Annotated in this window: 19 protein-coding genes and 2 riboswitches; of the genes, 9 read left to right on the top strand and 10 right to left on the bottom strand. The window is 47.8% G+C overall.

Annotation, left to right across the window (positions count from 1 at the left end):
* Positions 1–73 precede the first annotated feature (73 nt).
* From ACFI32_RS05345 to ACFI32_RS05325, 5 genes are all read right to left on the bottom strand, one after another.
* Entirely contained in the window at positions 74–1,381 is a 1,308-nt protein-coding gene (locus tag ACFI32_RS05345; protein ID WP_462625470.1) for a lytic murein transglycosylase, read from the bottom strand.
* 221 nt (positions 1,382–1,602) lie between these two features.
* Positions 1,603–2,826 carry a vWA domain-containing protein gene (locus ACFI32_RS05340; protein WP_462625469.1) on the bottom strand — a complete coding sequence of 408 codons (1,224 nt, stop codon included), beginning with the start codon at positions 2,824–2,826 and terminating at the stop codon, positions 1,603–1,605.
* A gap of 57 nt (positions 2,827–2,883) precedes the next feature.
* Positions 2,884–3,732 (bottom strand): AAA family ATPase, encoded by an 849-nt coding sequence (locus ACFI32_RS05335; RefSeq protein ID WP_462625468.1) that lies wholly within the window; start codon positions 3,730–3,732, stop codon positions 2,884–2,886.
* Between the two features lie 263 nt (positions 3,733–3,995).
* Positions 3,996–4,628 (bottom strand): hypothetical protein, encoded by a 633-nt coding sequence (locus ACFI32_RS05330; RefSeq protein WP_462625467.1) that lies wholly within the window; start codon positions 4,626–4,628, stop codon positions 3,996–3,998.
* A 182-nt stretch (positions 4,629–4,810) separates the two neighbouring features.
* On the bottom strand, positions 4,811–5,131 hold the full coding sequence (locus ACFI32_RS05325; protein WP_462625466.1) for a YcgL domain-containing protein: 321 nt from the start codon (positions 5,129–5,131) through the stop codon (positions 4,811–4,813).
* A gap of 376 nt (positions 5,132–5,507) precedes the next feature.
* Positions 5,508–5,634, top strand: a riboswitch (glycine riboswitch).
* A gap of 45 nt (positions 5,635–5,679) precedes the next feature.
* Positions 5,680–5,830, top strand: a riboswitch (glycine riboswitch).
* A 176-nt stretch (positions 5,831–6,006) separates the two neighbouring features.
* On the opposite strand from ACFI32_RS05325, the gene gcvT reads away from it, so the two are divergent.
* The 6 genes from gcvT to ACFI32_RS05295 all read left to right on the top strand — a co-directional run bounded on the left by gcvT (position 6,007) and on the right by ACFI32_RS05295 (position 13,627).
* Entirely contained in the window at positions 6,007–7,185 is a 1,179-nt protein-coding gene (gene gcvT / locus ACFI32_RS05320) for a glycine cleavage system aminomethyltransferase GcvT (RefSeq protein ID WP_462625465.1), read from the top strand.
* A 141-nt stretch (positions 7,186–7,326) separates the two neighbouring features.
* Positions 7,327–7,707, top strand: coding sequence for a glycine cleavage system protein GcvH (gene gcvH / locus ACFI32_RS05315; RefSeq protein WP_462625464.1), 381 nt, complete (start codon positions 7,327–7,329; stop codon positions 7,705–7,707).
* Positions 7,708–7,957: 250 nt separating this feature from the next.
* On the top strand, positions 7,958–8,839 hold the full coding sequence (locus ACFI32_RS05310; RefSeq protein WP_462625463.1) for a nitroreductase family protein: 882 nt from the start codon (positions 7,958–7,960) through the stop codon (positions 8,837–8,839).
* A gap of 140 nt (positions 8,840–8,979) precedes the next feature.
* Positions 8,980–11,877 (top strand): aminomethyl-transferring glycine dehydrogenase, encoded by a 2,898-nt coding sequence (gcvP, locus tag ACFI32_RS05305; protein ID WP_462625462.1) that lies wholly within the window; start codon positions 8,980–8,982, stop codon positions 11,875–11,877.
* A 325-nt stretch (positions 11,878–12,202) separates the two neighbouring features.
* Positions 12,203–12,673, top strand: coding sequence for a hypothetical protein (locus ACFI32_RS05300; protein ID WP_462625461.1), 471 nt, complete (start codon positions 12,203–12,205; stop codon positions 12,671–12,673).
* Between the two features lie 255 nt (positions 12,674–12,928).
* Entirely contained in the window at positions 12,929–13,627 is a 699-nt protein-coding gene (locus ACFI32_RS05295) for a lipase family alpha/beta hydrolase (protein WP_462625497.1), read from the top strand.
* A gap of 62 nt (positions 13,628–13,689) precedes the next feature.
* Here ACFI32_RS05295 and ACFI32_RS05290 read toward each other — a convergent pair whose 3' ends face one another.
* From ACFI32_RS05290 to ACFI32_RS05275, 4 genes are all read right to left on the bottom strand, one after another.
* Positions 13,690–14,955: a ribonuclease D gene (locus ACFI32_RS05290; RefSeq protein ID WP_462625460.1), complete on the bottom strand. Its 1,266-nt coding sequence runs from the start codon at positions 14,953–14,955 to the stop codon at positions 13,690–13,692.
* A gap of 232 nt (positions 14,956–15,187) precedes the next feature.
* Complete coding sequence (gene recR / locus ACFI32_RS05285) at positions 15,188–15,781, bottom strand: recombination mediator RecR (protein ID WP_462625459.1); 594 nt, start codon at positions 15,779–15,781, stop codon at positions 15,188–15,190.
* 172 nt (positions 15,782–15,953) lie between these two features.
* Complete coding sequence (locus tag ACFI32_RS05280; protein ID WP_439274131.1) at positions 15,954–16,283, bottom strand: YbaB/EbfC family nucleoid-associated protein; 330 nt, start codon at positions 16,281–16,283, stop codon at positions 15,954–15,956.
* A 73-nt stretch (positions 16,284–16,356) separates the two neighbouring features.
* Positions 16,357–17,622, bottom strand: coding sequence for an O-succinylhomoserine sulfhydrylase (locus ACFI32_RS05275; RefSeq protein ID WP_462625458.1), 1,266 nt, complete (start codon positions 17,620–17,622; stop codon positions 16,357–16,359).
* A gap of 539 nt (positions 17,623–18,161) precedes the next feature.
* Between ACFI32_RS05275 and ACFI32_RS05270 the strand changes: the two genes are divergently transcribed.
* From ACFI32_RS05270 to dusA, 3 genes are all read left to right on the top strand, one after another.
* Positions 18,162–19,799, top strand: coding sequence for a phospholipase D-like domain-containing protein (locus ACFI32_RS05270; RefSeq protein ID WP_462625457.1), 1,638 nt, complete (start codon positions 18,162–18,164; stop codon positions 19,797–19,799).
* Positions 19,800–19,909: 110 nt separating this feature from the next.
* On the top strand, positions 19,910–21,211 hold the full coding sequence (locus ACFI32_RS05265; RefSeq protein WP_462625456.1) for an MFS transporter: 1,302 nt from the start codon (positions 19,910–19,912) through the stop codon (positions 21,209–21,211).
* A 99-nt stretch (positions 21,212–21,310) separates the two neighbouring features.
* Complete coding sequence (gene dusA, locus ACFI32_RS05260; RefSeq protein ID WP_462625455.1) at positions 21,311–22,285, top strand: tRNA dihydrouridine(20/20a) synthase DusA; 975 nt, start codon at positions 21,311–21,313, stop codon at positions 22,283–22,285.
* An 18-nt stretch (positions 22,286–22,303) separates the two neighbouring features.
* Here dusA and ACFI32_RS05255 read toward each other — a convergent pair whose 3' ends face one another.
* The gene (locus ACFI32_RS05255) at positions 22,304–23,086 is read right to left on the bottom strand and encodes a lysostaphin resistance A-like protein (protein WP_462625454.1); all 783 of its coding nucleotides are present in this window, start codon (positions 23,084–23,086) and stop codon (positions 22,304–22,306) included.
* Between the last annotated feature and the right edge of the window lie 66 nt (positions 23,087–23,152).

Below are 23,152 nucleotides of genomic sequence, written 5' to 3'. Positions count from 1 at the left end.
ACACCATCTAAAACAAAGACTCAATATAACGGGTTAAACTTTTGACCAACTGCAACAGCGCGCCCTCACCCTTTCACCACGATGCCAAAGACGCCGCGCTACGCTGACTGATAAAGCCATCTGGCGTTTGACCATTGTCTTTTTGCCAGTTTTGGAATGCCTTTTTGGTATTGGTACCGATGATGCCATCTGCGCCCTTGGTATCATAACCTGCACGAGTCAAACGCTGCTGCAAGCGCGTGACCTGCGCCGTTGATAACGGCTGCTCATAGCGCGGCCATGATTTGCGCAGACCACTTTGTCCAGCAATCGCTTTGCCCAGCAAGCTGACGCCAAGCGCATAGCTTGATGAATTGTTGTACACTTTAATGACATCGAAGTTTTTGCTCAAAAGCAGCGCAGGGCCGTCTTTGCCTGCTGGTAACCACAGCTCCATCGGCGTGCCAGCATCAAGATACACATCATCAATGGTATCGATGCCTGCCGAGGCCCAATACGCCGCCGACTGCTTGGTACCGACTACTGAATAATCAAACCCTGCTGGAATGGTCACTTCATAAAAAGGAGCCAAACCACGCACCCAACCTGAGTTGCTCAGATAGCTGGCGGTTGAGGCCAGCGCATCGGCCGTTGACCATGGGTTTTTATGCCCATTGTAATCACCATCTACCCCTTCTTGTAACCACGTCCCAGGGATAAACTGCGTTTGACCCATACCGCCTGCCCATGAGCCTTCAAGCTGCGACCACGACACATCACCGCGCTGCAATAAGGTCATTAAAGACAACAGCTGTTTTTCAGCAAACGCCTGACGGCGACCGTCATAAGCAAGACTTGCCAGCGCACTGGGCAAATAACTGCTGCCAGTAACGGCGCCATAGGCCGACTCCATACCCCATATTGCAGCCACAATCTCGGCGTTAACCCCATAGCGTGACTCAAGCCCTGACAAGTATGAACGCTGCTCAGCAAATTTGCTCTTACCACGGCTCACGCGACCATCAGATACGGCTGAATCAGCATACTCCCATGGCATTTTAGAAAACTCAGGCTGACCAGCATCGAGCGAGATGACACTGCTCTTAAGCGACGCTGATGCTAATAAACGCTGCACATCTGATGCGTTATAGCCTTGTATAATGGCACGTCTTGAAAAGTCTGCCTTCCAATCTTCAAAGCTGCTGTAGCTTGGCTTTGGGGCGGGCGTCACAGGTTTTGGCGGCACCACGACGGGCTTGGGCTTAACCTGTACCGTTTGGTTTTCGGTGATTTCTACATTGCCATAACGAACAGGCTTTTGTTGTTGAACAGTTGACTGAGTGGCGCAGCCTGCGGCAAATAACACAGGTAGGATGGCCAGATATTGCTTTTTTAACATCATAACGGGTCTCGGATAGCTCTTGAGGTCAGGGTATAAATACGTCACATATAAAACAAGGGTAAAGCATGAGCGAGGGTAAAAGCGCTCTGCAAAGCCATGCAGCAGACACTAAAATCAAAATTACTGTAGCAATAAATAATGTGAAAGTCGATGCTTTAGTAATCATTAGTAATTGTTTGATAAGTAAGCAAATGTTTTTAGCCACTGAGTAGAAAGTTATACTACCGCGCCATATATTGGGTCATCTCTTCAACACCATGTAGAGTCATCGGATACATCTTATCTTCAAACAGTTTTTTAATCTCCACGATGGTTTGTGTGTACGGCCAATAGCTTGGGGTTTCAGGATTGAGCCACGCCACTTTGTCAAAATGATTCAGCACCCGCTTGAGCCAGACAATCCCCGCTTCATTATTTCTGTATTCGACACTACCGCCGACAGTCATCAGCTCATAAGGTGACATCGACGCATCACCAACGAAGATAACCCGATACTCTCGTCCATAAGTATTGAGCAGATCAAATGTGGTCATTGGCACACTGTGGCGGCGGTTATTATCCTTCCACACATAGTCATACAAGCAGTTATGGAAGTAAAAAAACTCTAGCGTCTTAAACTCATTTTTTGCCGCCGAAAATAGCTTTTCGAGCGCCTCGACATGGACATCCATACTGCCGCCCACATCGAACAGCATCAACACTTTGACACGGTTACGGCGTTCCGCTTGCATATGGATATCCAGCACACCTTTTTTGGCGGTGCGTTTGATGGTCTCATAAATATCGAGCTCATCGGCACTGCCTGTGCGCGCAAATTGGCGCAGATTACGTAGTGCCATCTGAATTTGGCGCGTGCCTAGCTGATTGTCATCATCGAGATTGCGATATTTGCGCTGCTCCCAGACCTTGACCGCGCTGCGTTTACGCGACTCTCCGCCAACACGTATCCCTTCTGGGTGATCGCCATAAGCGCCAAATGGCGAGGTGCCGCCCGTCCCTACCCATTTGTTGCCCCCTTGATGGCGGTCTTTTTGCTCTTTTAGCCGTTCTTCTAACGCCTTCATCAGCTCCTCTAGCGAGCCGTATTTTTTGAGCAGGCGTCTTTGCTCTTCAGTCAGGTTTTTGGGATCGAGCTTTAGATCCAGCCACTCTTTGGGCACATCCGTCAGCTTCGCCAGCAGCGCATCCATATCGAGGCTATCCACGCCCTCAAAGTAATCCGCCATGGCGCGATCAAATTTGTCAAAATGGCGCTCATCTTTGACCATACACAGCCGAATTAACCGATACATGTCATCACGGCTCGCAAAAGTCGTCAGTGTCGGGTCTTCAGGATGCGGCTGCATCATCAACCCTTTATCTAACGCCGCGTTGAGATCAAGCAGCTCACGCGTACTGACTGGTACGCCGTAAGTCCGCAAGGTATAGAATAGTTTTATGAACATAAGAGACGCACCACTAATTGACGTAAGATGAAAAAAGTACTAAACACCTAGATACGCTTAGCGACGCATCATATTGGCAAAGCGCTGCAATAAATTGACATCCGCTTCGTTTTTGAGCAGCGCACCATACAGCGGCGGAATAGATTTTTCGCCACGTAAGTTTTCTTCTAGCTCGTCCTGCACCATGTCATCAGCGAGTAATAAGGTGAGCCAATCGACCAGCTCAGAGGTTGATGGTGGCTTTTTAAGCCCTTTAATATTGCGCAGTTTATAGAAGATATCCAGCGCATCGTTGACCAGTTTTTCTTGAATATCGGGAAAATGCACCTCGATAATTTGGCGCATGGTCTGCTCTTCTGGGAAATCAATATAATGGAAAAAACAACGACGCAAAAACGCATCGGGCAGCTCTTTTTCATTGTTTGAGGTGATGATCACCACAGGACGCTGCTCAGCGGTAATGGTCTCGCCCGTCTCATATACATAAAACGACATTTTATCCAGCTCATGCAGCAAGTCATTGGGAAACTCGATATCTGCTTTATCAATCTCATCGATGAGTAGCACGCTGCGTTCAGTGCTGGTAAAAGCATCCCATAGCTTACCGGGTTTGATGTAATTGCCAATCTCATACACCTTGTCATCACCCAACTGCGAATCACGCAGGCGCGATACCGCATCGTATTCATAGAGCCCTTGCTCGGCCTTAGTCGTCGACTTGATGTGCCATGTGATCAACGGCATGCCTAGGCTCTCAGCCACTTCTTCAGCAAGTAAAGTTTTGCCCGTACCCGGCTCCCCTTTGATCAAAAGTGGTTTTTGTAAGGTCATGGCTGCATTGACTGCCAGTTGTAAATCGTCTGTTGCGATGTAGCTTTGGGTACCAGTAAAGGTTTGCTTACTCATAATCAGGTCTCGATTGTTGTTATAGGTGAATGGTTATCGATTTAGGGGTTTGGAAACTTTGGAAACATAGGGGCTTAATAATTTGATGATAAATCAGAGTAGCACAGCCTGACGCATTGCCAAAATACTCATGAAGTCGCACTTTTTTAACCCAGTCACCACACCACGACGATAGATCCAACAGCTATCTACCAAGCGCTACCCAAAAGTCAGGCACAAAAAAAGACACGCTATGGTGTCTTTTTGGTATCAGGCGCTATTGATTACTTGCTTGAGCCTTTTATTTTGGCCTTGACCTTGTCTTTTGCTGAACTTTCTTTATTCAGATCAACCTCAGGCTCAGGGTCTGCTTTGGCAGGGATTTTTTCCAGTATCACAGGCTCATCGACCGTTTTTTCTGCCATATAGTTCCCACCTGCCAGCTGCATATTAGCGGCGGTGTCTTCAGCGCTGCGGCGACGGGCTTGATCCAAGCTGGATTCAAAAGCGCCGCGTATCAGCTGCCAAATAAAGCCAATAAACAGCCCAAGTACCAACACGACCAGTACAGGTATCGCGTTGGATACTGCGCCTGCCATATCTTTCATCATCACTGCATAGACGACACTGATGCTCGCAGGCGCCATCGTGCTGGGATCATCAAGTGCAGTGCCAGGTGCAAGCAGTATTGCAAATAAAGCCATCCACGTCATACCACCAAGCGGACGCGGCAATATACGCGCCACCAACACCCAAAGTGCCAATACCACAATGGTACCGCCAAGATAGGCGTACATGGGCAAATCAGCGGGTGGTACGTTTTTGACCATCTGACTCCACCAAATAACAATCTCGCCGAGAATGTCACTGAGCGTATCCAGTGGTAAGAAGTTTAAAATACTTTTTAACCAATCCATGCGTGTTTAGCTACCTGCATTCATAAGTCGCGTGCCAGCTGACGTTTGCTGATCTATCATTTTTATATGATAGGCAGTGCGATGATAAGGATCGCTGCCAAAACGTCAAGTCAGTATGCACACCCAATAGGTCGCTAGTTTATCACGACTTTATGCCAAAATGCATGCCGACTATGTAGCGCTTAGTGGTATTTGTTATCTTGTGCTTCACGAGCGCGCAGCTCAGCTTGACGGCGCATCACCTCTTGCGGCGGCATTTGCACAAAATATCCTTGAGATTGCAGCTTTGTTAGCACCTCTGCTTTGTCCACACGGGCAAGCGTAGGCGTTGCCGCCAAATCCAGATGCATGACAAACTGGCTGCGACCTAAACCTGCACGAAAGTCTTTTGGTAACACACCAAGCCAGTCTCTGACTTCCTCAGTATCATCTGGATAATCAGGACGGGCGATGTACACATACATGTCATCATGTTTGGGAAACTTATAAATATCACAATGCATAAAATAACCTGTCAAACGCTAAAAAATACTCGTAACTATACGATATTAAGACGGTATTAAGTGTGCGGGGCACGCTTCTTATTGGCGCTTAGCCTAGCACAATTTGCCTGATGACCAGTAGTAAGTTTCGGTAATGACAACTGGTCTTGATCTATCTACCATAGCTCATACTGATTACTGCACCTGATATCAGGCCATATCATAACTGTGCTTGGCACGCAAAATCATGCGTGTCATCACTCAATAAGCCATTAAGTGTGCTCAATTTATGAGGGCAATCACAGAAAAACAACCCCCAAAGACCCATCATTTCCAAAATTTATCGCAATTCCTTGGTTTGATGCCTTGTAAAATAACCATGAACCTTTCATAATAAAAGCGTTTTTCAGGAGAGTGTTTTGTCACCAGCTGCGACATGTATTGTGTCAGCCAGCTTGAGCACAAAACCACCGAAGGCGCATCCACCCTGCCAATCGCTCAGGTAAACGGACTGAATAACGCATGCCCTCTATCTTTATACTTGCGCATTGCAAGCTTCCATAGAACGGCATAACAAATCTGGAGAGTGGTAAGTACGGACGACGACTTACCCACCGAAGGGGAGAAAACAGGCTACCCATATTTAGCGCGCATCACATTGATACCGCCATTAGCGTAGCAACTGTTGAAAATCTCAGGTCACAGGACAGATGGGGCTTTTGCTGATATTGACGCGGCTGCGTTGGTGTCAGCACACCGCTTTGTTTTTTTGTGTCACCCTTTGCCGCAGTGATATCTCAATGATTTAACTGGTTGAGTTCACATTGTGCTCCATTATTATTTGATATCATCAACGCGCTTACAGCGGCCTGTTGATATCTACATAAGGATTTGTTATGACCGATACTCACGCACAAGACAATACCACCACTCAAGCCCCTCAGCGCACGCCGCTTTATCAGTCTCATGTTGACAGTGACGGCAAAATGGTCGATTTTTCTGGTTGGGAATTGCCCATTCATTATGGCTCACAAATCGAAGAACATGACGCCGTGCGCAGTGATGCAGGCATGTTTGATGTCTCACACATGGTGGTCGTCGATGTTAAAGGCGCAGACAGCAAAGCGTGGCTACACAAACTACTCGCCAATGACGTCAGCAAACTCAAAACGGTCGGCAAAGCCTTATATTCAGGCATGCTCAACGAGCAAGGCGGCGTGATTGATGACTTGATCGTCTATCTGATGAACAGTGAGGAAACCGCCTACCGTATCGTCTCTAATGCCGCGACCCGCGAAAAAGATCTGATCCAGTTTAATACCGTTGCAGAAGGCTTTGATGTTCAGTTAAACGAGCGTCCAGAGCTTGCCATGCTGGCGGTACAAGGCCCTAATGCCATCGAAAAATTGTCGCAAGCCAAACCCAACTGGGCAGAGACATTAGCGGGTCTCAAGCCGTTTGTCGGTGCTGATTTGACCGATATCGAAGGCGATGATTGGTTTGTGGCGCGTACAGGTTACACCGGTGAAGATGGCGTCGAGGTCATCATGCATGGTGATGATGCGCCTGCTTTTTTTGACACCCTAAAAGCCAATGGCGTGAGCCCTGCTGGCCTTGGCGCGCGCGATACCTTGCGCATGGAAGCGGGCATGAACCTATACGGGCACGATATGGATGAAACCATCAGCCCTTACGAGTGCGGCATGGGCTGGACACTAGCGCTCAAAGACGAGCGTGATTTTGTCGGTCGTCAAGCAATGGTCAGTCGTCATCAAGACGCCAAAGACAATGGCACTGCCATGAAGCAAGTCGGCCTGCTACTCACCACCCGTGGCGTGCTGCGTGAAGGCATGGTCGTTACCATCAATCAAGGCACAGATAATGAGCAAACAGGCATTATCACCAGCGGCACTTTCTCCCCTAGCCTTAAACACTCTATCGCCATCGCACGTATTCCTGCCAGCGTCAGTGACGCCGATAACGTACAAGTTGATCTGCGCGGCAAAGGCAAATTTGTCGATGTGCGCGTCCTAAAACTGCCCTTTGTCCGTAACGGCAAAGCGCAATTTGACTGATTTTCGTCTTGACGATATTTCATGAATAGTGTCTGATTGATGCTTAAGCGACATACCGCTTAAGCATCAATGACAACCCCTTATGATGACCTTGTCATTTTTGTTCTTGTTCTTTGTTTATTATCCCTAAAGGAGTCTCTTATGAGTCATGTCCCAGCAGAATTAAAATACGTTGCCAGCCACGAATGGTTACGTCTAGAAGAAGATGGCACCATCACCGTCGGTATTACCGATCATGCGCAGGATTTGCTTGGCGATGTGGTCTTCGTTGAGTTGCCAGAAGTAGGCGACAACGTCGCGGTTGATGACGAGATCTCTGTGGTTGAGTCAGTCAAAGCCGCGTCTGATGTATACGCGCCCATCTCAGGTGAAATTGTCGAGGTAAATGAAAGCCTAGAAGACGATCCTGAAATCATCAACTCAGACCCTTACGGCGATGGCTGGTTCTTTAAAATCAAACCGCTCAATGTCGATGACTACGAAGAGCTGATGAGTGCTGAAGAGTACCAAAACGAGCTGTAATATCCAGTGATATGGCGCGTGTGTCATTTGGCGCGCTTATCCCTTTACGATATACCTCATCTGTGTGCCGCCGTATTATCGTCATGCAGATGGACTGCAGATATCAGAGCCACTTTGGTATCTGCCCCTCTTTTTGATTTGCCAGCTTATGGTTATAGGTGTTATCAGCGGCGCCTATGACCCCTACAGTCTGACCTGTTTATAACGTTGCATCATCTGAGCACTTTTTCTATCTTGTCTGGAGCCATATATGAGTGACACCAATACCCATACGAACGACCAGCACCCTGACGGCGCAGACGCGCAACATGCTGTAGGTGATCGGGTGGCCAGTGATGCACCAGCCCAAGATACTAAAAGCGCTATAAGTAACACCACAGTGACATCAACAGGTAGCCCTCAGCTTGCAACTCCAACCTATACACCGCAGTTGCAAGCCTTTTGTGAAGTCGTCGAGTCGCGCCGCTCTGTGCGCCGCTTTACCGATACGCCCATTCCTGATGAGGTGCTTAGCGATTGTTTGCGCCTTGCCATGCTTGCGCCCAATTCAAGCAACTTGCAGCCGTGGGAGTTTTACGTCATTGATAGTAGTGAGGCACGCCAGCAAGCCGTCAAAAACTGCATGGGACAAAATGCGGCCAAGACGGCGGCGCGCTTAATCGCGGTAGTCGCCCGTACTGACACGTGGCACGACCATGCGCGGCAAATTTTGCGCGAATATCCGCAGCAACCTGTACCCAAAAAAGTCAAAGACTATTATACCAAGGTGGTCACTCTCGACTTTTTACGTGGCCCTATCAATGTATTGTCGGCGGCCAAATGGAGTGCTGTAAAGGCGGTCAGACGCGTCAAAGGCCCGATAAAGTCGCCTTACTATACCTTTGAAGACGTCAAAGGCTGGGCGACGAACAATACTGCCCTTGCGGCTGAAAATCTGATGCTGGCCCTGCGCGCTCACGGTTTTGACAGCTGCCCGATGGGCGGCTTTGATGAGCCTGCCATGAAAGACTTGCTGGGTCTTGGCGACGATCATCATATCGTGATGATGCTAGGCGCAGGCGAACGCGCGGACAATGGCATCTATAATGAGCAGTTTCGCTTTGCGCAGCGCCAAAGCGTGTTCTACGTCTAACGTCTATCTCATACTTTAGTAACCGCATCATCTGGCATGGTGCGTGGGCGCGGTGTTGTCCGCATGCCGCCTTTTTTCCATTTGTCTTCCAGCGTGTGTTGTGTTTAGCGCGTTTATCATAGAATTTCTTAAGGACTGTCATGACCACTTCTCAAATACCGACGTTCGACACCTTTGATGGTTTGTTCAATGAAGCTGAATTTATCTATCGTCATCTAGGCTCCAATGACGACAAACAGGCCGACATGCTAAGCAACCTTGGCTATGATGATATGGCAAGCTTTATCAGCGATACCGTACCTGAGCCCGTACGTTTGCACAAAGACCTTGATCTACCGCCTGCGATGAGTGAGCACGCCGCCCTTGCCAAACTACGCGGCATGGCAGACAACATTACGGTGAACAAAAGCTATATTGGACAAGGTTACTCGCCTGTACGCATGCCTGCGGTTATCCAGCGCAATGTGCTCGAAAACCCAGGCTGGTACACCGCCTACACCCCTTACCAAGCCGAAATCGCCCAAGGTCGCCTAGAAGCACTGCTCAACTTCCAACAAGTCTGTATTGACTTAACTGGTCTGGAGCTGGCTGGCGCATCGCTACTTGATGAAGCAACGGCAGCGGCAGAAGCCATGGCAATGTCAAAGCGGGTAAGCAAAAGTAAATCCACACAGTATTTCGTCGATGAGCGCGTCTATCCGCAAACCCTAGACGTTATCCAAACCCGCGCCAAATACTTTGGTTGGGAGGTGGTGGTCGGTGATTTTGACACCGCCAAATCAGGCGATTACTTCGGTGCGCTATTCCAATACGTGGGTAAGGAAGGCGACGTACAAGACCTAACTGACGTGATCAGTGCGGTCAAACAAAACAAAACCTACGTCAGCGTTGTCAGCGACATCATGAGCTTGGTACTGCTCAAATCACCAGCTGACATGGGTGCAGACGTGGCGCTTGGTAGCACCCAGCGCTTTGGTATTCCTATGGGCTTTGGTGGCCCGCACGCCGCTTATTTTGCGTTTTCTGACAAGGCCAAACGCTCAGCCCCTGGCCGCATCATTGGCGTATCAAAAGACGCACAAGGTAACACTGCTCTGCGTATGGCACTACAAACGCGTGAGCAGCATATCCGCCGCGAAAAGGCCAACTCTAACATTTGTACCTCGCAAGTATTACTGGCCAATCTCGCTGGGATGTATGCCGTCTATCATGGGCCAAGTGGTGTCAAGCGTATTGCTACCCGCATTCACGCTTTTGCCACAGCCTTTGCTGATGCCATCCGTAATAGCGATAACCGCGAGCTGAACGTGGTACACGATCAGTTTTTTGATACGGTAGTTATCGATTGCGGCTCAGAATCTCTCGCCACGCAAATCTTCGCCAATGCTGACAATCTTGGCTATAACTTGTGGCGCATCAGTGACACCAAATTGAGCGTATCGTTTAGCGAAACCGGCGACCAGACCGATTTTCAGGTATTGACTCAGTTGTTTGTTAACAAAGCACAAGCATTGCCAAAAGCGGCGACGTTGTCATTGGCAGACGCGCACTTGCGTACCGATGATATCTTAACCCATCCTGTGTTCAACTCGCATCACACCGAGCATGAAATGCTACGCTACTTAAAGTCATTAGAAGACAAAGACTTGGCAATGAACCGCAGCATGATCTCGCTTGGTAGCTGCACCATGAAACTCAATGCCACCAGCGAGATGCTACCGATCACTTGGCCTGAATTTGCCAATGTTCATCCGTTTGCCCCGCGCGACCAAGTCACCGGCTACATCGAGATGATCGACAGCTTGCAAGATCAGCTCAAGGCCATCACAGGTTTTGATGATGTGTCGATGCAGCCAAACTCAGGTGCCTCTGGTGAATACGCAGGCCTATTGGCCATTCGTCGTTATCATGCGTCACTAGGCGCGACCGATCGTGATGTGTGTTTGATTCCTCAGTCAGCGCATGGTACCAACCCTGCTACCGCGATGATGATGGGCATGAAAGTGGTTGTGGTCAAAACCGATGACAACGGTAACGTCGATGTCGATGATCTGACCACCAAATGTGAGGAATACAGCGAGCATTTGGGCGCATTGATGATCACCTATCCATCGACGCATGGCGTGTTTGAAGAAGGCATTCGCGGTATTTGTGATCTGATTCATCAGCATGGCGGTCAGGTCTACATGGATGGCGCAAACATGAACGCACAGGTCGCTATCATGCAGCCTGCCGACGTGGGCGCAGATGTACTGCATATGAACTTGCACAAAACCTTTTGTATCCCGCACGGCGGCGGTGGTCCTGGTATGGGCCCTATCGGTATGCAGGCGCATCTAGCACCGTTCATGGCCAATCATAGCGTCAGCCAAGTACACAACGCGCAACAAGACTGTTCAGCAGTATCAGCAGCGCCGTATGGTTCGGCCAGCATCTTGCCCATCTCATGGATGTATATTGCCATGATGGGTCGTGACGGTTTGCTAAAAGCGACTGAGCTTGCGCTGCTAAACGCCAACTATGTTGCGGCACAGCTCAAAGACACCTACCCAGTGCTCTATACGGGTAAAAACGGTCAAGTGGCGCACGAGTGCATCATCGATATTCGTCCGCTTAAAGAAGCGACTGGCATCACCGAAAGCGATATCGCTAAGCGCTTGATGGATTACGGTTTCCACTCACCAACCATGAGTTTCCCTGTTGCTGGCACGCTGATGATCGAGCCAACAGAATCTGAATCAGTTGAAGAATTAGACCGTTTTATCAGTGCCTTGAAAGCTATCAAAGCCGAAGCCATCAAAGCCAAATCAGGTGAGGATGGTTGGACATTGACAGACAATCCGTTGGTCAATGCGCCGCACACCGCCTCGATGATTACCGATGGTGAATGGACGCATCCATACAGCCGTGATGTTGCGGCATTCCCGCTACCGTACATCCGCAACAATAAGTTTTGGCCAAGTGTTGCCCGTATTGATGATGTCTATGGTGACAAGAACCTTATGTGCTCTTGCCCAAGCATCGAAAACTATATGTAATTGTCATTTTCATTATCTGCCCTTTTTGTCTAAAAAACCGCCAAATCAGTAACTGACTTGGCGGTTTTGCTTTGTGTGTATTATCAAGTTTTCTCATTATTGCTTAAATTCAACTGAGACTTAACCGTTCAATTAGCTGCCGGAGATGCTATTCTGATAGCTGGTAAAAGTACGATTTTAGAACACTATATACTATGCTAAGCATGTATAGCGATAAATAAAGGACATGCTCAAATATCAAAATTGCGTCAATCGGTTATGCGGTAAGAGATTTAAAGTGTATTATTAGAGCCGAGTTTTAATTAAATTATTGAGAATTGAGTCTATGAATCACTTTAGTAAGACACTACTTTTAGTAAGCACTATTATATTAACTACAGCTTGTGCTTCTAAGAATATAAGTAGTAACAATCCAATAGTTAATAAAGTAGCCGTAGAAGAATCATCATCTTATTCATATGAGCAAGACTACTATTTTTCAAAAATAAAACTCGTGCCTTTTTATCCTGAAGCTAGTCAATTGTTATCAGGAATTTCAGGAAAGTTTTATTATCAGAATGATTGCTTAATATTTATTAATGATTATGGGGATATCACTACACCAATTTTACCTGCTGGGGTAACTGATTGGAACGAGGATAGTCAAACATTAACTGTTGTAGGAAAGAGTATTAAGATGGGTCAGCAGGTATCCACAAATGGCAGTTTTCGCAAAATTCAAGAGAAAAGAAAAGGTGTTTGCTGGCAAGATTCCGTAGCTGGCATAGGAACTATGGGGTTAGAGGTAGGCGAATAAAGCAAATTAATGACTATACAACAAGTATGCTAAACAGTGATTCAAGTTAGGACGTTACCATCAATTTACCTAATAAATTAACAACACGTTTATGGCACCTATAGAAATAACTTAAAAGCTTTTGTGCCCAAAGCGCGATATTTGTCTACATACTTTTTTTAATAGATAATAGTCGATAGAAGAATTGATGATACTGACTATTTGGACACTACTATGCAACACAAAGACAGACAGCGAAAAAATACGCAAGAAGACATGCCAAAACAAAAAAACCGCGTCATTCTTATCCACGGCTTGCACCAAACGGCGTGGGTCATGCGTCCCTTGGCCAAACGTTTGCAAGCGCTGGGCTTTATCACCCATCAGTATGGTTATCGCAGTATGCGTGATGGTATCAAAACCAATAGCCAGCGATTACATGAGTGGCTAAAAGCCAACCACCACCCCGATCAGCCGATAGACTTGGTCGGGCACAGCTTGGGCGGTTTGATTATTCGGGATTTTGTCACGCGTTATCCTGAGTGGCAAATTGGACGCTGCGTGACGCTGGGGACACCGCATGTGGGCAGTATTTGCGCCGATTATGTGTGGCGACTGACCCCTGCCGTGGTGGGGCGCTCCTACGTCGATGCGCTAGACGGCAGCCTTGCACCGCCGCCTGAACATGTGTGCCTTGGCGTGATCGCAGGTGATAAGCCGCGCGGTGTGGGTCAGCTGTTTTTGGGCTATCACAATCGTAAATTGAATAAAAAAGGCGAAGCAGACGCCAATCAAAGCGGCGCAACACAGGCTCATGATGGCACGGTTTATGTGACCGAAACGCATCTCGATTGCGCCAATGACCACATCGTACTGCCTGTCACCCACACTGGCATGCTGGTGAATAAAGAAGTCGCCATGCAGACCGCCTACTTTTTAGAGCATGGGCATTTTAAACACGCATCAGACCGCTAATGCGCAACATTTGCTTACCCGTAAGCTTGTCAGTCTGAGCCCTACAGCCCCACTCTCCAGCATTACGCCTTGATGCCCATACCTTGCTTTAGCTCGGTCTTATGGACATTGATAACAGGAACAAGTGTGTGTATCACCCAGTCATAACGCCAGCCTTTGAGCCCTCGCGGTAATTCACTGAAATCTTTGTTAAAGGCGATCACTTCATACAATTGCCCCAGCCATTTTTTGCGCATCAACACACTGGTAGGTACACCAATACTAGTGGCATGTTCATCGATCGCTTGCTGCACAGCTTTGGACAATACTTTGTTTTTTGAGCGATATGGTGGCAACAGACAATCTGGGTGCTCGCTGGGTGATAGCGCTTTGGCCTCCTTAATGACCGTCAGCAGCTCGATACCATAGATACGTGCCATATTGCGGTGCATCGTGGTCTTGTGCATCAAGGCACGCATGCTGGTCGGCTGCTCGGTAATCAACTCACGAACCGCTTGTTTTTTAATCACAAAAGTACGCGGCTGATTGGTTGCACGTGCTAGCGCTTCACGCCATGCCGCAACAGCGCGCAAAATAGCCATCTGCTGCGAGGTATAGCGATAATCGGCCATACTCAGATACATCATATCGTCTTCGATATGCTGCGCGTTATACAGCTCATGGGCGTACAACTGACAATCTTCCCACACATAGTCATACAAGCCTTGTGCGTTCAATGCGTGCTCTATACTCAAATACAGGGCTGGCAGATAGCGCACGTCGTCGATGGCATATTGCTCTTGCTCTTCTGACAGTGGCCGTTGTAACCAGTCTGACTGGCTTTGTTCTTTATCGATGTGCATATCAAGCTGCTCATCGAGCGCTTTTTGATAGCCCATTTGTAGCGAGCCCGTCAGATAAGACAGCGCAATTTGGGTATCAAAAATATTGGTCAAGGGCGGACACCCTGACAGCAAATAAAAAATACCCAAATCTTCACCGCAAGCATGCCAAATGGCAACATCGACTGTTCTAAGCGCTTGCCAAACGTCATCAAGTTGCAGTTGCGGCGCATCCAGCAAATAAATATGATCGCCGGTGTTCATCTGCACCAACGCCAAACGCGGATAGTAAGTATCACGTTTGATAAACTCGGTATCTAGTGCGACGCGCCCGCATGTCGCCAGTGCATCGACAACCGCGCCCAACTGATCTTGGGTGTGTACCCATGTGACAGGCAGCGCATCAGCCACATCTAAGAGCGCATCAATATCGATTGGCGGCGCATCAGTGGACGAGTTTTCAATATGGGTGGGAGCAACTGGATCAAGCGTAACGGGGTTGGACACGGGCAGATACCTGCATAACTAGAGAAAAGAAAACAGCCTTGGCAAACAAGGCTGATCGCATCAATTTGAATGTAGCGGATATGCTGAGTATAACAGCATCATAGGTCTCGGTGGCAGACCAACCAAGCAAAAACCATCAAATCAGATACATCAGACATACGCTTGGCATGCCAAAAACGGCGCAACATACCGCTTTACTTTTTGACAATTATCTCAAGCCAATATGACCGCATCATAAAAAGGCGCGATTTTGTAGCGCTTGCCCCAAAGTCATGCTGTCCAGATACTCAAGTTCGCCGCCCATGGGTACACCCTGCGCCAGACGTGTGACCTTGCTGACATGACGGCCTGTGGCCTCACTGATAAAATGTGCCGTAGTCTGCCCTTCAACCGTGGTTCCTGTCGCCAATATCAGTTCCTCTATCGGCTCTTCACGCACGCGGCGCACCAACTGCTCAATGTTCAAATCATCAGCACTGATACCATCTATCGGTGACAGGTGCCCACCGAGTACAAAGTAGCGACCGCGATAGCCTGCGGTCTGCTCAATCGCCATCACATCCGCAGCTGTCTCAACCACACACAACAAGGTGTCATCGCGCCTTGGGTCTTGGCACAGCGGACAAATCGCTTCATCACTAAAGCTGTGACAACGGCGACATTCAACGATGTCACGCATCGCCTCATCCAGCGCTTGTGCCAGTGCCATGCCCTGAGGGCGTTTTTTGGTCAGCAAATGCAGTGCCATACGCTGGGCGCTTTTTTGCCCCACACCGGGTAAAATACGCAGCTGCTTGACCAGCTGATCAAATTTGGCTGTAAGCAAAGTCATGTCCTTTATCAGCAAAAAAATAGATAACCATACCAATAAAAATGGGGTCGTATCATACAGATAACAACCCCATTGATGTGTCCGCTCAGTCGCGTTGGTATCATAAAACCTCAGCGACTTATCGGACTAAAACTGCCTATTTTCGCGGCTTTGCGTGCAGTATGGTTTAGAACATACCCTGCATACCCGGTGGTAGACCCATGCCTGACGTTGCGCCTGCCATGGTTTCTTCATATAGCTCGTCCGCTTGACGTACTGCATCATTGATCGCCGCTGCAATCAAATCTTCGATCATATCTGGCTCGTCTTCGAGCAAGCTTGGATCGATGCTCAAACGCTTGACCACATGACGACCGGTCATGGTCACTTTGACCAAACCACTACCCGCTTCTGCCTGTACCTCTTTGTTGGCCAGCTCTTTTTTGGCTGATTCAACATTGGCTTCGACTTTCTTTTGCATGGTTTGCGCTTGTTGCATAAGTGCTTGAATGTTCATAATTGCCTCTGATAAAAATAATAAGTAAAAAATACTACTTGGCGTGTTACTGGCAGCGATTATACCGCCATCTTTATAAACTGTCTAAACCGCGTGCCAAATCTTTGATGATATCGTCCACATCTTCTAAGCCAACCGACAAGCGAATCAAGCCATCTTCTACACCTGCTTCTGCTCGCGCCTCTGGCGTCAAGCGAAAGTGGGTGGTGGTCGCAGGATGGGTCACAGTGGTTTTGGCATCGCCAAGATTGTTGGTGATTGATACCATTTGCGTCGAGTCAATCACATGCCATGCGGCTGCTTTGGCATCACGCGCCTCGCTCGCGCTGACTTCAAAGCCCATAATCGCGCCATAGCCGTCTTTCATGTGATGCTGCTGCGTTGCCAAATCATGTGCAGGATGATCGGTCAAACCTGAAAAATGCACTTTGCTCACCTTGGGGTGATTGGCCAAAAACTGTGCCACTTGGTTGGCATTGGCGCAGTGCGCTTGCATACGCAGTTTGAGCGTTTCCAGACCTTTAGTAAACACCCACGCATTGAAGGGGCTCATACTGATACCGCCTGAGCGCACCACGGTAAACGCCTCTTGCATCAGTTTATCGTTACCAACCAGCGCGCCGCCAAGTACGCGCCCCTGCCCGTCCAAATATTTGGTCGCAGAGTGAATAACCACATCCGCGCCCAAATCCAGCGGACGCTGCAATGCAGGGGTCGCAAAACAGTTATCCACGACCAATAATATATCATTGGCTCTGCACAGCGCACTCAAATAACCAATGTCACAAATCTGTGCCAGCGGGTTACTTGGGCTTTCACAATAAATGACTTTGGTATTTGGCTGAATGGCCGCTTGCCATGCGTCATTGTCAAAGCAATCCACATAGCTAACCTCTACACCGAACTTGGCCATGTAGTTATTAAATAGCCCAATAGACGAACCGAACAACTGATTGGCTGCCAGCAGGTGATCGCCTGCTTTGAGATACGCCAAGCACATGGTCAAGATAGCGCCCATACCTGAGGCAGTGGCTACCGCACGCTCACCGTTCTCTAATGCGGCCAAACGGCGCTCAAAGGTACGCACGCTGGGATTGGTATGGCGCGAGTAGACATTGCCAGTCTTGGTGCCATTAAAATGTGCCGCCGCGTCTGCTGCTGAGCGGTAAACATAAGAGCTGGTGGTAAAAATCGGCTCTGAATGCTCACCCTCATCCGTACGGTGCTGCCCTGCACGTACCGCGATGGTCTGCATACCATAGTCTTGCTCTAGATCTAAGGCATCTGTGCGCCAGTTGATATCTAAAGGATGTTCATCTTGTGCTTGCGACTTGCTCATAATATTTCCATTACTATTATTAGTGCTTTAAAATAGCGACCATTATATATTGAAATACATCAATTTTTTGTAGCCTGCTGGGTAGTAGCAGCTGAAATCTTGAGGTTTATCATAGCACGCCGCTTTATTTGGGGCACCTATTGGCTACAACTTTGTCATAGCAAACCTTTTGGCCAAACACCGTCTATACCAAACATGTCAAGTAATGAACAAGCTGCAATCGGTGGCACCGACTAAGAAAAATAACGTATTTGTCATAGGTAGATCAGCAGTCAGCTGATAAGCTTAGCAGCGCTTGATTTAGTATGGTTTATCGCCCATTAAGGCTACGATTATGACTAAACTGGTAGCGCGCATGCGTAGCGACTTTTATCAAAGCCATTAATAAGGGTCATGGGGTGCGTCTTGTTTACCGACCAGTATTTCGTCACAATGGTTTATATCTATCATTATCGTGGTCAACTCATAGCGTCTAAGCGTCTCCGACCACACCTCCTAAGCCTAGGATTACACGTTTAGCATATTAAGGTAACCCAGCCATGTCGATATTCAATCCTCATTCCAGCCAGCTGTCGCTGAGCGTTATGCTTGCGCTATCTTTTGGTCTGAGTGCCTGTCAAAATTTGCCAGTAGAGCCGCACTTGGCCGACAGTCAGCAGTTATCTGAACGTATCAACACCTTGTACGAAAAAGATGGTAATGCTAAAAACCGCTCGTCCTCTACAATCGCTGATACTGATTTGGTCGCTGCAATCAGTGAACAAAACGAAGTCCACCCTGACTTATCTGGTTATCACCCTATCGTTACAGGGTCTAATGCCTTTGCCGCCCGTAGTATTTTAACCGATATGGCCACACGTACCATCGATGTACAGTACTACATTTGGCATGACGATCAAGCGGGGCAACTGCTGCTCAAAGATTTATGGGCCGCTGCCGAACGCGGGGTGATCGTACGCTTGTTACTCGATGATTTTAACAGTAACGCCAAACTTGATCAGCAATTGCTGCGTTTTTCAAACCATCCTAATATTGCCGTTCGTATTGTCAACCCATTGATGTATCGTAACTTTCAAACCCTCAATTTTGTTACTGGCTTACCGCGTATCAACAGACGCATGCATAACAAAAGCATGACTTTTGATAAGCAAATCACCATCATTGGTGGCCGTAATATTGGCAATGAATATTTGAGTAATGATAAAAACAGCCAATTTGCCGACTTAGACGTGTTACTGATTGGCAAGGTGGTTGCTGACATTGATAACAGCTTTGTCAGCTACTGGTCTTCTGATCTCTCTTTTGATATCGAAACTTTGGTCACCCCAGACAGCGAACAGTCATCTGACTTTTTGGCCAATCTTGATAAGGTCAATGGTGACGACAAGCAAAACCCAAAAAGCAGTCTGTCTATCTACAAGTCAGCGATTGAAGACTCTACCATTGATACCGACCTTATCACCAAGCGGGTGCCCTTTCGCTGGACCGATATGCAGTTTTTGAGCGATGACGTGGGCAAACTGACCAAAACCGCCCCTACCGATACCAACTTGGTACATCAGCTGCGCACGTTACTCGGACGTCCATCCAAACAATTGACCATCATTTCTTCATATTTCGTGCCAACCAAAGATGGCGTCGATACCTTGGTTGAGCTGGCTGACTCAGGTATTAAAATTAAAATTTTGACCAATTCGTTTGATGCCACCGATGTCACGGCTGTACATTCAGGCTACAGTCAATGGCGCCCCAAACTGCTACGCTCTGGTATACAAATATATGAATTAAAATCAACGGCAGGCGAAGAAAAACGTGATAACAAACTGTGGAAAGCACGCAGCCAGTCATCGACCAGTTTACACGCCAAAACCTTTGCCATTGATGACCATCAAGTATTTATTGGTTCGTATAATGTTGACCCGCGCTCCGCCAATATCAATACGGAGATGGGAGTCATCATTAATGATGACGAACTGGCGCGCCAGCTGCACAAAGCGCTTGGAGATGACCTATTATCTCAGGCCTATGAGGTCAAGCTGGTTGACGATAAAAGCTTAGAATGGCATACCCTAGAAGATGGTAAAGCAGTCGTGTATGAAAGTGAGCCGCGCGTGGATCTGGCCGATCATATCTGGCTGACCATCATGTCTTGGCTGCCTATTGACTGGTTATTATAGAGTCGATCGATCACTGTGTTACCCTCTTTTACTCATGACTATATATGACGAGGAATGGCCTTAGGGTGATTCTTTTAATGCTCCACTGAATATGTAAATAAGTGTCCTTTATGCCCAATCGTTCCCAATACGCTTTGATGTCCACTAAAGACAAAAACATGGTCATGTTTGCGTGTGTCAGCAGCGCGATCATGTTTTTTGACTTTCTGATTTATTTATATCTTGCCGATATCATCTCGACTGTTTTTTTCTCAGCGGATTTGGATAATCACTTTACCAAATTACAAGGACTGGGACTATTCGCCGCAGGCTATCTTGCACGGCCACTCGGTGGTATCTTTTTTGGTCGCTTTGGTGACACCTTAGGCCGAAGACCAGTATTGATAGCGACTTTGATGGTCACCGCTGCTAGTATGGGCGCCATGGCCATGCTACCAACTTATGCGCAGTGGGGTATAGCAGCGCCGCTCCTGTTTATTACATTACGCTTGATACAGGGTATGACCTTTGGCGTGTACGTACCGCTTGCGTGGATATTTGTCTCTGAGCATTTGCCGCGGCAATATTTGACCGTAGGCTGTAGTTACGTCACGGCAGGTTTTTTGGTAGGCGTTTTGTTCTCTAACGCTTTTTTTAACTGGCTGACTGCGTCTATGACGCCTGTAGAGCTGATTACCTATGGTTGGCGTATTCCGTTTTTAATCGCCGCAGCCTTGACCTGCTTGCCTTTGCTCACTTGGCGCTTTATCAAAGAAACACCGTTTTTTGTAGAGATGAAAAGCCGCGAGCCGGCAAACCACAAGCCAAAACCCATCACTTTGGTAGCCAAACACTGCCGTCATGCGGTCTTTATTACCATGATGCTGACCTTTGTGATCTCAAGTATCACTCTAGTTGTGGTATTGCTACTGCCTGACTTGATTGAAATGAAGTTTGTGCTCGATAACGATCTGTTTGGGTTTTCGCACAGTCTGGGTATCATCTTTATGATATTCGGCTGTATCTTTTATGGCTTGATTTCCAATTACCAAAACTTTGGCAAAATCTTTATCACTGGTTCAGTTTTATTAATTGGACAGATGTTTGCTTTTTACTATCACCTGCAAGCGGGCGGCGACTACATTTTGATTATGTACGCCCTGCTGGGCTTTTTTGCAGGTATTATTGGCATAGTGCCCGCGATTTTTATTCAGCTGTTTTCGACCAATGTACGCCTGACTGGGCTATCTATCTCTTATAATGTCATGTACGCTTTTGTGGGTGGTGTTATGCCGTTTGTTTTGAGCTACTTTACCAGCCAGATCAGCTTTTCACCCGCACTATATATTGCCTTTGTTGGGGTTATCGGTATCTTGATGGGTATTTATTTCTACCGTCTGCCAGAATTTAAAAAGATTGATCATATCTTATAGCCATATCCTGTAAAATCATTAATCTAAACATGGGCCGTCTGCCCATGTTTGGTACACATTGCTATTGCTCATCCCCATAAAAAGTTAAGGCTGTATCTCATGACGCTTGATATGCAACAAAAGCGCCTTTCGGTCGCACCCATGATAGATTGGACCACTACCGACTATCGGTATTTTGCCCGCCTGTTCAATCCGCACGTCTATTTGTATACAGAGATGATCAGCACAGGCGCACTGCTGCATGGCAAACGTGAGCGTCATTTGCGCTTTGATGATAATGAGCATCCATTGGTATTACAGCTTGGTGGTGCGGACACCGCAGAGATGACGCAGTGCGCAGTGCTGGGACAAACGCATGGCTATGATGAAATCAACATTAATGTTGGTTGTCCATCTGATCGTGTGCAGCACAACAAAATCGGCGCTTGCCTAATGGCAGAGCCTGATACCGTGGCGGCGCTGGTCAAACATATGCAAGCGGCAGTGGACATACCGGTAACGGTCAAACACCGCATTGGCATTGATGATTTTGACAGCTATGAGTTTATGCATCGCTTCGTTGAGACGGTTATGGCGGCAGGTTGTACGCGTTTTATCGTGCATGCCCGTACTGCTTGGCTACAAGGCTTAAGTCCAAAACAAAACCGTGAGATACCGCCGCTGCGCTATGATGATGTTTACCGTCTCAAACAAGACTTTCCTGCGCTTCAGATCGAGATTAATGGTGGTATTGGCAGCATCAAAGATATCAAAAGCCACTTACAACACGTCGATGGCGTGATGATTGGGCGCGCATTTTATCACACGCCTTATCTGCTGGCTGAGGCCAACGCATTATGGGGACAGGCTGTCCCTAGGCGCTCAGAAATTTTGGCGCAATTGTATCCTTATTTACGTCAGCAAGTAGCGCAAGGTGAGCCGTTATCCACTATGGCGCGGCACTATCTAGGCTTGTTCCAAGGTCTCACGGGCGCGCGCAAATGGCGACAAGCGTTAAGCGGCAAACCGCAGCTGACAGTAGCAGACATTGAACGTGCAGCAAGCGAGGTATTGACACTCAATCCTGACGCGTAATGCTCGCAAACGCAAAAATTAGGCCGCTTGTGAGAGGTACTGCCACATGGCGACGCCATTATTTAAGACATGCAGTAGCATCGGCAGTATCAGCGATCCTGATTTGATACGGGCATAACAAAATATCAGTGCCAGCACAATGATGGTGCTGATCTCATACATACCATACTGCATATGAATCAGTGCAAAAATGACGCTGGTGACCAAACTGGCCACCAGTATGCCGCGTTTAGCATCGACAAACTGCTCTGCTATCGCCGACCACAGCAGTCCGCGAAAAATCAGCTCTTCATAAAGAGGCGCAACAATCACCATAACCGCAATCAGCAGCCATACCGAGCTGACCGACTGATACAGCGGGTCTACAAAGTCCAGTGGCGTTTTGCCCAGCCAATACGTCAATGCCTCACTGCCAATCATAAACAGCAGCCATATCCCAAGTAAACCCAGCGCCGCCCTAACTGAGAATGGCTTGAGTGCCAAATACTGGACGACCGTGCCACCTCTGATTCGCACCAGTGCAACCGTCAGTAAGCTCATAAAAGATGCGCTGATGATCACCGACCCACTCACCACCGTGCCTTGGGTACTACCAAAAAAGAATATGTCACCGACCGTCATGGTGCTGGCATCAGCTAAGACCAGCTTTCCTGCAAGGTAAACGCCAAGCAGTTGACTGATAAAAAAAGCCGCTACCACGCCAACAGTCAGCACCACGACTCCAGCACGCGAAAATAGTGGACGAGGCAAGGTAGTATCAGCGTCGGTAGGGCAATGTATGGTTTGTACAGATTTAGGCATCAGTAATCACTATGGTGATGATAAAAAAGCGACACCAGAGGGCACGCCGCAAACCAAACTACTGTA

It is taken from the genome of Psychrobacter sp. PSi21 (genome assembly GCF_054960615.1).
This window is presented reverse-complemented; position numbering and strand designations above follow the sequence as displayed.